The sequence below is a fragment of the Streptomyces sp. CC224B genome, from assembly GCF_030010595.1.
In the GTDB taxonomy this organism is placed as follows: domain Bacteria; phylum Actinomycetota; class Actinomycetes; order Streptomycetales; family Streptomycetaceae; genus Streptomyces; species Streptomyces longispororuber.
Window position 1 is genome coordinate 20,778 of record NZ_JASCXL010000106.1, and the last position, 11,898, is coordinate 32,675.

An 11,898-nucleotide genomic window follows, 5' to 3' on the forward strand; every position below is an offset into this window, starting at 1 on the left:
CCCGGCACCGCCTTCCGGTAGGGGTTTCCTAGGGGTAGGGCTCCCGGAAGCCCGCTGTTACCGTGCAACGGTATTGTGGGCAAATTCATCCGAAGTGCCGTCAGGAATGCGGAGCGCAGCGTGGACCGCGATTCCCGGAACGCCCTCGGAAAGTTTTCCCGGAGTACACAGTCAAGGTAATCGCCCGGCGCGCGGCCATCGGAAGCGGCGTGCGGCCGGACATTTCTGAAAGCCATCACGGCCGGTGCTACGGAGTGGAACATTGAGCGACTTCGCGGAATTCGCAGCCCATTCTCACCCGGAGGACCGGCCTGACCCGCAGGCCTCTGCCCGCGCCGAGGAGGACCGGCCCGGCCCGCAGGCCTCCCCCCGCACCGAGGACCTGCGCACCGCCCTGGCGGGCCTCCCGCGCGCGGAGCAGGAGCGGCACCTGCGCGCCGTGGTCGCCGCGGAGGTCGCGGCGGTCCTCGGCGGCTCCGGCGACGGCCGCCCGGCCGGTGATCTGTCCCGTCCCTTCCTCGACCTGGGGCTCGACTCGCTGACCGCGGTGGAGCTGCACCGCCGCCTCCAGCGCGCCACCGGCCTCGGACTGCCCGTCACCGCCGTCTTCGACCACCCCAACACCGACGCCCTCGCCCGCCACCTGCGCGCCGAACTCTTCGAGACCGCCGACGAGGCCCCCCTCCCCGCCGCCCGCCGCCCCGACGACGAGCCCGTCGCCGTCGTCGCCATGAGCTGCCGCCTGCCCGGCGGCGTCGAGACCCCCGAGGAGCTGTGGCAGCTCCTCACCGACGAGGTGGACGCCGTCTCCGGCTTCCCCACCGACCGCGGCTGGGACCTGTCGGCCCTGTACGACGCCGATCCGGACCGGCCCGGCACCTCGTACGTCCGCGAGGGCGGGTTCCTGCACGACGCGGGCGAGTTCGACGCCGACTTCTTCGGCCTCTCGCCCCGCGAGGCCCTCGCGACGGACCCGCAGCAGCGCCTGCTGCTCGAAGCGTCCTGGGAGGCCCTGGAGCGCGCGGGCATCGACCCGGCCGGTCTGCGCGACTCCGGCACCGGGGTGTTCGTCGGCGCCGAGACCCAGGAGTACGGCCCCCGCCTCGGTGACGCCGGGGACGGCATGGAGGGCTACCTCGTCACCGGCACCGCCGCCAGCGTCGCCTCCGGGCGCATCGCCTACACCCTCGGCCTCCAGGGCCCGACCATGACGGTCGACACCGCCTGCTCCTCGTCGCTGGTCGCGCTGCACCTGGCGGTGCAGGCGCTGCGCCAGGGCGAGTGCGCCCTCGCCCTGGCGGGCGGCGTCGTCGTCATGGCCTCGCCCGGCTCCTTCCTCGCCTTCAGCCGCCAGCGCGGCCTGGCGCCCGACGGCCGCTGCAAGCCCTTCGCGCAGGCCGCCGACGGCACGGCCTGGGGCGAGGGCGTCGGCATGCTGGTCCTGGAGCGCCTGTCCGACGCCCACCGCAACGGCCACCAGGTCCTGGCGGTCATCCGGGGCTCGGCCGTCAACCAGGACGGCGCCAGCAACGGCCTGACCGCCCCCAACGGACCCGCGCAGCAGCGCGTCATCCGCGCCGCCCTCGCGGACGCCGGGCTCGCGCCCGCCGACGTCGACGCGGTCGAGGCGCACGGCACCGGCACCACGCTCGGCGACCCCATCGAGGCCCAGGCCCTCATCGCCACGTACGGGCAGCACCGCCCCGAGGGGCGGCCGCTGTGGCTGGGCTCGCTGAAGTCCAACGTCGGCCACACCCAGGCCGCCGCGGGCGTCGCCGGGGTCATCAAGATGGTCCAGGCGATGCGCCACGGGACGCTGCCGAAGACCCTGCACATCGACGCGCCGAGCGGCCACGTCGACTGGTCGGCGGGGTCGGTCGAACTGCTCACCGAGGCACGGGAGTGGCCCGAGCGGCAGGACGGCGCACCCCGCCGCGCGGGCGTCTCGTCGTTCGGCATGAGCGGCACCAACGCGCACGTCATCCTGGAGCAGGCCCCGCCGCCCGCGCCCGGCGCCCCTGGGACGACCGGCGCCGCCTCCGACGAGCCCGCCGTGACCGACGGGGCGGTGGCCCCGGAAGAGCCCGCCGCCGACGAGGCCGCCGCCTCCGCCGTGCTGCCCGGCCGGGTGCCGCTGGCCCTGTCGGCGAAGACGGACGACGCGCTGCGGGCCCAGGCGGACCGGCTGCGCGCGCACCTGCTCGCGCACCCCGGCCTGGAACCCGCCGACGTTGCCTGGACCTTGTCGGTCGCCCGGTCGCGGTTCGCGCACCGGGGCGTGGTGCACGGGCGCGACCGCGACGAACTCCTCGCGGGGCTCGCCCGCCTCGCGGACGGCGATCCGGCGGCCCCCGGCACGGCCACCGGCCGCGCCCTGCCCGGCGCGGCCCGCCCGGTGTTCGTCTTCCCCGGCCAGGGCTCGCAGTGGGCCGGCATGGCGCGCGAACTCCTCGACGACTCCCCGGTGTTCGCGGACCGGATGGAGGAGTGCGCCGACGCGCTCGGCCCGTTCGTGGACTGGGACCTCTTCGAGGAGCTCGACGGCGAGAACTTCGACCGCGTCGACGTCGTCCAGCCCGTGCTCTTCGCCGTCATGGTCTCCCTCGCCGCCGTCTGGCGCGCTGCCGGTGTCGAGCCCGCCGCCGTGGTCGGCCACAGCCAGGGCGAGATCGCCGCCGCCTGCGTCGCGGGCGCCCTCTCGCTGGAGGACGCCGCCTGGGTGGTGGTGCTGCGCAGCCAGGCCATCGCCGAACTCTCCGGCCGCGGCGGCATGGTCTCGGTCCCGCTGCCCGAGCGGCAGGTCCGCGAGATGATCGCCCCGTGGGGCGACGACCTGTCCGTGGCCGCGGTCAACGGCCCCGCCCACGTCGTCGTCTCCGGCGCCACGGCGGCCCTGGAGGAGCTGGTCGCGCAGTGCGTGGCCCGCGACATCCGCGCCCGTACGATCCCCGTCGACTACGCCTCGCACTCCGGCCACGTCGAGGCCATCGAGGAGCACCTGGAGCGGGTCCTCGCCCCGGTCGCGCCCCGCACCCCCGACGTGCCGCTGTACTCGACCCTCACGGGCACCTGGCTGGACGTTCCGATGGACGCCGGGTACTGGTACCGCAACCTGCGCCGGACCGTCCTGTTCGAGCACGCCGCCCGCGGGCTCCTGGCCGAGGGCCACGGCCTGTTCCTGGAGATGAGCCCCCACCCGGTGCTCACCGTCCCCGTCCAGGCCACCATCGACGCCACCGACAGCTCCGCCGCCACCCTGGGCTCCCTGCGCCGCGACGAGGGCGGCGCCGACCGGCTGCTCGCCGCGCTCGCCGAGGCCCACGCGCACGGCGCCGCCCTCGACTGGGCGGCGCTGCTTCCCGGCCACCGGCAACTCGTGGACCTGCCGACGTACCCCTTCCAGCGCCGCCACTACTGGCTGGTCGAGCAGCGGGCCTCCGACGGCCTCCCGCCCGCCGCCGACACCGCCGAGGCTCGCTTCTGGGAGGCCGTCGAGCGCGAGGACGTGGACGAGCTGACGTCCACCCTCGGCGACGGCGTGGCCGAGGACGCGCTCACCGAGGTCCTGCCGGGCCTGTCCGCCTGGCGGCGGCAGCGCAGGGAACGCGCCCTCATCGACAGTTGGCGCTACCGCGCCACCTGGCAGCCGCTGCCCGCGGCCAAGCTGCCGGCGGCGCGCCTGTCCGGACGGTGGCTGGTCGTCGTCCCCGAGGACACCCCGGACCATCCCTGGGCCACGGGGGCCGTCGACGCCCTCACGGCCGCCGGTGCCGAACCCGTCACCTGGAGCCTCCGCGCGGGCGAGGCGACGCGTGACCTCCTCGCGGAGCGGCTGCGGCAGCTCACGGCGGACGGCGCGCCGGAGCCCGCCGGAGTGGTCTCGCTGCTCGGCCTCGCCACGGCCGCCCTCGACGGCCACCCGGCCGTGCCCGCGGGCCTCGCCGCCACCCTGGCCCTGGTCCAGGCCCTCGCGGACACCGGTGCCGCCGGGCGCCTGTGGGCCCTCACCCAGGGGGCCGTCTCCACCGGCCGCAGCAACCGCATCGACCACCCCGCCCAGGCCCACCTGTGGGGCTTCGGCCGGGCCGTCGCCCTCGAACACCCCGACCGCTGGGGCGGCCTCGTCGACCTGCCCGCACCGTACGACCCCCGGGCGGGCGCCCGGCTCGCCGCGGTCCTGGCCGCCGCGTCCGACACCGCCGACGCCTTCGAGGACCAGCTCGCCGTGCGCGGTTCCGGCGTGTTCGTACGCCGCCTCGTCCGCGGCGAGGCGGCCGGTGCCGGCCTGCGGCGGGACACCCGGTGGACGCCGCGCGGCACGGTCCTCGTCACCGGCGGCACGGGTGCCCTCGGCGGGCACGTGGCGCGGTGGCTGGCGCGTACGGGCGCCGAGCATCTCCTGCTCACCAGCCGTCGCGGCCCCGACGCGCCGGGCGCCGCCGAACTCCGTGCCGAACTGGAGCAGTCCGGCGCCCGCGTCACCCTCGCGGCCTGCGACGCCGCCGACCGGGACGCCCTCGCCCGGCTCCTGGACGACCTGCCCGCCGACGCCCCCCTGACCGCCGTCGTCCACACGGCGGGCGTCCTGGACGACGGCGTCGTCGACGCCCTCACCCCGGCCCGCCTCGACGGCGTGCTGGGCCCCAAGTCCCCGGCCGCGGCGGCCCTGCACGAGCTGACCCGCGACCTGGACCTGGACGCGTTCGTGCTCTTCTCGTCCGCGTCGGGCGCGCTCGGCAACGCGGGCCAGGCCAACTACGCCGCCGCCAACGCCTACCTCGACGCGCTCGCCGAGCAGCGCCGTGCCGACGGGCTGCCCGCCACCTCCGTCGCCTGGGGCACCTGGGAGGGCGCCGGGCTCGCCGACACCGCCGTACGCGCCGAGCGCACCCGCCGCGACGGCATGCCGCCGATGCCGCCCGAGCCCGCCGTCGCCGCCCTGCGGGACGCGGTCGAGCGCGGCGACGCCACCGTCGTCGTCGCCGCCGTCGCCTGGGACACCTTCCTGCCGGGCTTCGTCGCCACCCGCCCCAGCAGGCTCTTCGCCGCGCTGCCCGACGCCCGCGAGCGCGCCGACGGCCCTGCGGACGGCACCCCCGCCCCTGCCGGCGGCCACGCCGCCACCGGCCCGGAGTGGATGCGGCGGCTCGCCCCGCTGCCCGCGCCGGAGCGCGCCGCCGCCCTCCTCGCCTTCGTCCGGGGCCAGGCCGCCGCCGTCCTCGGCCACTCCGCCGCCGAGGCCGTCGACCCGGGACGCGCCTTCCGCGACCTCGGCTTCGACTCCCTCACCGCCGTCGAGCTGCGCAACCGCGTCCAGGCCGCCACCGGCCTGCGCCTGCCCGCCTCGCTGGTCTTCGACTACCCCAACTCCACCGCGCTCGCGGGCTACTTGGCGGACGAGGTGTTCGGCGCCGGGACGGCCGCAGCCCCCGCAGCCTCCGCCCCCGCAGCCTCCGCCGCGCCGCTCGCCGACGACCCCGTCGCCATCGTGGCCATGAGCTGCCGCTTCCCCGGCGACGTCCGTTCGCCCGAGGACCTGTGGCGCCTCGTCGCCGAGGGCCGCGACGCCATGGGCGAGTTCCCCGCCGACCGCGGCTGGGACCTCGCCGGGCTGTACGACCCCGACCCCGACCGGGCGGGCAAGAGCTACGTCCGCGAGGGCGGGTTCCTGACGGACGCGGGCGACTTCGACGCCGACTTCTTCGGCATCTCGCCGCGCGAGGCCCTCGCCATGGACCCGCAGCAGCGCCAGCTCATGGAGACGTCCTGGGAGCTGTTCGAGCGCGCGGGCATCGACCCGACGACGCTCCGCGGCACCCGCGCGGGCGTCTTCGTCGGCTCCAACGGCGACGACTACATCGCCCGCGGGGCCACCGTCCCCCAGGACATCGAGAGCCACGTCCTCACCGGCAACGCCGTCAGCGTCATGTCCGGCCGCCTGTCGTACGCGTTCGGCCTCGAAGGCCCTGCCGTGACCGTCGACACCGCGTGCTCGGCGTCCCTGGTGGCCCTCCACCTGGCGGCGCAGGCGCTGCGGCAGGGCGAGTGCGACCTGGCCCTGGCTGGCGGCGTGACCGTGATGGCATCGCCGGACACCTTCGTCCAGTTCAGCCGCCAGCGCGGCCTGGCCGCCGACGGGCGCTGCAAGGCCTTCGCGGAGGCCGCCGACGGCACGGGCTGGGGCGAGGGAGTGGGCCTGCTCCTGCTTGAGCGGTTGTCGGACGCCCGGCGCAACGGCCACAGTGTCCTCGCGGTCGTACGGGGCTCCGCCGTCAACCAGGACGGCGCCAGCAACGGCCTCACCGCCCCCAACGGCCCCTCCCAGCAGCGCGTCATCCGCGCCGCCCTGGAGAGCGCGGGCCTGTCGGCCGCCGAGGTCGACGCGGTGGAGGCGCACGGCACGGGCACGACGCTCGGCGACCCGATCGAGGCGCAGGCGCTCCTTGCGACGTACGGGCAGGAGCGCCCGGAGGACCGGCCCCTGTGGCTCGGCTCGATCAAGTCCAACATCGGCCACACGCAGGCCGCCGCCGGTGTCGCGGGCGTCATCAAGATGGTGATGGCGATGCGCGCAGGCGTCCTGCCGCGGACGCTGCACGTGGACCGGCCCAGCACGCACGTCGACTGGTCCTACGGGTCCGTCGAGCTGCTCACCGAAGCCCGGGAATGGACCGAGCGGGACGGTGCCGCGCCGCGCCGCGCGGGCGTGTCGTCGTTCGGCGTCAGCGGCACCAACGCGCACGTCATCCTGGAGCAGATACCGCAGGACGGGCCCGCTGAGGCTGCTCCCGCGCCCGCGCCTGTCGCTCCGGTGACGGCGGTGCCGTGGGTGCTCTCTGCGCGCGGTGTCGATGCCCTGCGGGCGCAGGTCGATCGGCTGCGTGAGCACGTGGTGGCGCGTCCTGGGCTGGATGCCGTGGATGTGGGCTGGTCGCTGTTGTCGGGGCGGGCTCTGCTCGAACACCGGGCGGTGGTGTTCGGTCGGGAGCGGGAGGAGTTCCTGGCCGGGCTCGAAGCTCCGTTGAGTGGTGCGGTGGTTGAGGGCCGTCTGGGGGTGGTCTTCACCGGGCAGGGCAGTCAGCGGCTCGGGATGGGTCGGGAGTTGTATGAAACCTTCCCGGTGTTCGCGGATGCGCTGGACGAGGTGTGTGCGTACTTCGACGGGTGGATAGAACGTTCGCTCCAGAGCGTGATGTTCGGTGCGGACGCCGACCTGCTGGAGCAGACCGGGTACGCACAGCCCGCGCTGTTCGCGATGGAAGTGGCGCTGTTCCGCTTGGCGGAGTCCTTGGGTGTACGGCCGGAGGTTGTCGGCGGGCATTCGATCGGTGAGCTGGCTGCCGCGTACGTGGCCGGGGTGTGGTCGCTTGAGGACGCCGTGGCGTTGGTCGCCGCGCGTGGTCGGTTGATGCAGGCGCTGCCCCAGGGTGGCGCGATGCTGGCGGTGCAGGCGGCGGAGGCGGAGGTGCTGCCGCTCCTGGACGGTCTCGCCGACCGGGTGGGTGTCGCGGCGGTCAACGGGCCTTCGCAGGTGGTCCTCTCCGGTGAGCGCACGGCTCTTGCAGGCCTGGAGCAGACGCTGCGGGGCCAGGGGCGCAAGGTGCGGTGGCTGAAGGTGTCGCATGCCTTCCACTCGCCGTTGATGGAGCCCGCGCTGGACGAGTTCCGGCGTGTTGCGCAGGAGTTGACGTACCAGGAGCCGACGCTTCCGGTGGTCTCCAACCTCACGGGTGCGGTGGCCGATCCTGCCGAGCTTCGAGACCCCGAGTACTGGGTGCGGCACATCCGTGAGGCTGTGCGCTTCCATGAGGGGCTGGGTGCGCTGACCGGTTTCGGCGTCTCCATGCTGCTGGAGCTGGGCCCGGACGCGGTCCTGACCGCGATGGCGCACGACACGGTCACCGAGCCTGCCGCGCAGGCGGGGCTGGTGGCCGCTGTCCGGAAGGACCGCCCGGAGGCGGACACGTTCCTGGCGGCCCTCGCGCAGTTGTACGTACGCGGGGTCGAGGTCGACTGGGCGCCGCTGTACGCGCCGGTGGAAGCGCGGCGCCGCGTAGACCTGCCCACGTACGCCTTCCAGCGTGACCACTACTGGCTGGACCTGACGGCGTCCGGCGGTGCGCGTACGGGTACGGACGACGCGGACGAGGTGGAGGCGCGGTTCTGGGAGGCCGTGGAGCGGGAGGACCTGGAATCGCTGAGCGCCGAGCTGGGCGGCGCGGCCGACGGCGGGGCGCTCGGTGAGGTGCTGCCGGTGCTCTCGTCGTGGCGGCGGCAGCGGCGCGAGGCCGGCACGGTCGGGCGGTGGCAGTACCGCGAGTCGTGGAAGCCGCTGACGGGCCTGGCCCCGGCGGCGTTCGACGGCGTGTGGTGGGTGGTCGTACCGGGCGACGAGGACGCGTACCCGTGGGCGGACGCGGCGGTCGCCGGACTGGAGGAGCGCGGCGCGCGGGTGGCCCGGATCCCGGTGCGGCGTGACGAGGCGGAGCGTGAGGTGCTGGCCAGGAAACTGCGCGAACTGGAGCGAGCGGGTGGCGAGTTCGCGTCTCCGCTGGGCGTGCTGTCGCTGCTGCCCCTCGACGACTCCGAGGGTTCGGCGCACCCGGCCGTGTCCGTCGGCCTGGAGGGTGTGCTCGCGCTCCTCCAGGCGCTCGGCGACGCCGAGGTGGCGGCACCGCTGTGGGCGGCCACGCGCGGCGCGGTGACCACCGGGCGCTCGGACCGGCTGACGGCGCCGCGGCAGGCGGCCGTGTGGGGCATGGGCCGGGTCGCCGCTCTGGAGCAGCCCCAGCGCTGGGGCGGCCTGATCGACCTGCCCGAGCGGCCGGACGAGCGGGCGCGGCTGCGGCTCGCCGACGCCTTGGGCTCGGCGGCGGGCGAGGACCAGGTGGCGGTCCGCGGCTCCGGCGTGTTCGGACGACGGCTCGTACGCCTTTCCGCGGGCGCGGCGTCCGCCACCGGTGCGGTGGCGGGCGACGGGGAGGCCGCCGCCTGGACGCCGAGCGGTACGGTCCTCGTCACCGGCGGCACCGGCGCGCTGGGCGGGCACGTGGCGCGGTGGCTGGCGCGTACGGGCGCCGAGCACCTCGTGCTCACCAGCCGGCGCGGCCCCGACGCGCCCGGCGCGGCCGGACTCCGGGCAGAGCTGGAGGAGCTGGGAGCCCGGGTGACGCTCGCGGCCTGTGACGTCGCCGACCGCGAGGCGCTGGCGCGGGTCCTGGACGGGATCCCGGCTCAGGTGCCGCTGACCGGTGTGTTCCACACGGCGGGCGTCTTGGACGACGGCGTGCTCGACGGCCTGACGCCGGGGCGGTTCGCCACCGTCTTCGGGCCGAAGGTGCAGGCGGCCCTGAACCTGCACGAGCTGACCCGCGACCGCGCCGAGCTGACGGCCTTCGTCCTGTTCTCGTCCGTCGCGGGCTCGATGGGCATCGGCGGCCAGGGCAACTACGCGGCGGCCAACGCCTTCCTGGACGCCTTCGCCGAGCACCGCAGATCACTCGGGCTGCCCGCGCTCTCCCTCGGCTGGGGCCCGTGGGCCGGCGGCGGCATGGCCGCCGACGGGGGAGTGGTGGAACAGCGCGTCCGGGACAGCGGCATGCCCGCGATGGAGCCGGACCTGGCCGTCGCCGCGATGGCCGCCGCGCTGACGGCCACGGCCTCCCCGGGCGGCGCGGCGGCCGTGACGCTCGCCGACGTCGTCTGGGACACGTACGCGCCGGGCTACGCCACGGCCCGCCCCTGCCACCTGTTCGACCAGCTCACCACCGCCGCCGCGGTGGCCGCCGCCCCGGGCCGGGACGGGGGCCCGGCGTCCCCGGGCACGGACTCCCTCGCGGAACGGCTCGCGGCCCTGCCCGCGGCGGAGCGCGAACGGGCGCTCCTCGACCTCGTGCGGGACCGCGTCGCCACGGTCCTCGGCTACCCGGCCACCAAGACCGTCGACGCCGCCCGCCCCTTCAAGGACCTCGGCTTCGACTCGCTGACGGCGGTCGAACTCCGCAACCTCCTCGGCGCCGCCAGCGGACTGCGCCTCCCCACGACGATCGTCTTCGACCACCCGACCCCGGCCGCGCTCGCCGCGTACCTGCGCGGCGAACTCCTCGGCCGCCACGTGCCCGGCGAGGCCGCGGAGCCGGTGGCCGCCGCCGCGGGGGCGGCCGACGACGGCGACCCGGTCGTGATCGTCGCGATGAGCTGCCGCTTCCCCGGCGACGTCCGCTCGCCCGAGGACCTGTGGCGGCTGCTGAGCGACGGCCGCGACGCCGTCGGCGACATGCCGCAGGACCGCGGCTGGAACGTCGACGCGCTCTACCACCCGGACCCCGGACACGCCGGGACCAGCTACGTCCGCGAGGGCGGCTTCCTCCACGACATGGCGGAGTTCGACGCCGACTTCTTCGGCATCTCGCCGCGCGAGGCCCTGGCCATGGACCCGCAGCAGCGGCTCCTCCTGGAAACCGCCTGGGAGGCCTTCGAGCGGGCCGGCATCGACCCGGTGACGCTGCGCGGCAGCCGCACCGGCGTCTTCTCCGGCACCAACGGCCAGGACTACGAGAACGTCCTGCGCACCGCCGCCGACCGCGGCGAGGGCTACCTCGGCACCGGCAACGCGGCCAGCGTCGTCTCCGGCCGCCTGTCGTACGCCTTCGGCCTCGAAGGCCCGGCGGTGACGGTGGACACGGCGTGCTCGTCGTCGCTGGTCGCGCTGCACCTGGCGGCGCAGGCGCTGCGGCAGGGCGAGTGCGACCTGGCCCTGGCGGGCGGTGTGACCGTGATGTCGACGCCGGACACCTTCGTGGAGTTCAGCCGCCAGCGCGGCCTCGCGACCGACGGCCGCTGCAAGGCCTTCGCGGAGGCGGCGGACGGGACGGGCTGGGGCGAGGGGGTGGGCCTGCTCCTCCTTGAGCGGTTGTCGGACGCGCGCCGCAACGGCCACGACGTGCTCGCGGTCGTACGGGGCTCCGCCGTCAACCAGGACGGCGCCAGCAACGGCCTCACCGCGCCCAACGGCCCGTCCCAGCAGCGCGTCATCCGGGCGGCCCTCGCCAACGCCGGGCTCGCAGCCGGTGACGTGGACGCGGTGGAGGCGCACGGCACCGGCACGAAGCTGGGTGACCCGATCGAGGCGCAGGCGCTGCTCGCGACGTATGGCCAGGAGCGCCCGGCGAACCGGCCGCTGTGGCTGGGGTCGATCAAGTCCAACATCGGCCACACGCAGGCCGCCGCCGGTGTCGCGGGCGTCATCAAGATGGTGATGGCCATGCGCGAGGGCGTACTCCCGCCGACGCTGCACGTGGACCGGCCCAGCTCACACGTGGACTGGTCGGCGGGCGCGGTGGAGCTGCTGACGGAAGCCCAGCAGTGGCCGGAGCGCGCCGAGGCGCCGCGCCGGTCCGGCGTGTCGTCGTTCGGCGTCAGCGGTACCAATGCCCACGTGATCCTGGAGCAGGCGCCGCCGCAGGACGGGCCCGCTGAGGCTGCTCCCGCGCCCGCTGCTCCGGTGGTGGCGGTGCCGTGGGTGCTCTCGGCGCGCGGTGCCGATGCCCTGCGGGCGCAGGTCGACCGGTTGCGCGAGCACGTGGTGGCGCGTCCTGGGCTGGATGCCGTGGATGTGGGCTGGTCGCTGTTGTCGGGGCGGGCCCTGCATGAGCACCGGGCTGTGGTGTTCGGTCGGGAGCGGGAGGAGTTCCTGGCCGGGCTCGATCAGCCGTTGAGCGGTTCGGTGGTTGAGGGCCGTCTGGGGGTCGTGTTCACGGGGCAGGGTAGTCAGCGGCTCGGGATGGGCCGGGAGTTGTACGAGGCGTTCCCGGTGTTCGCGGATGCGCTGGACGAGGTGTGTGCGTACTTCGACGGGTGGATAGAACGTTCGCTCCAGAGCGTGATGTTCGGTGCGGA

General features: G+C 75.5%; 1 protein-coding gene. It reads left to right on the forward strand.

Features of this window, described 5'->3' with window-relative positions; translation table 11 throughout:
• Nucleotides 1–262: 262 nt before the first annotated feature.
• A partial coding sequence (locus QK440_RS32230; protein ID WP_282796785.1) for a type I polyketide synthase occupies nt 263–11,898 on the forward strand: 11,636 nt, incomplete at its 3' end.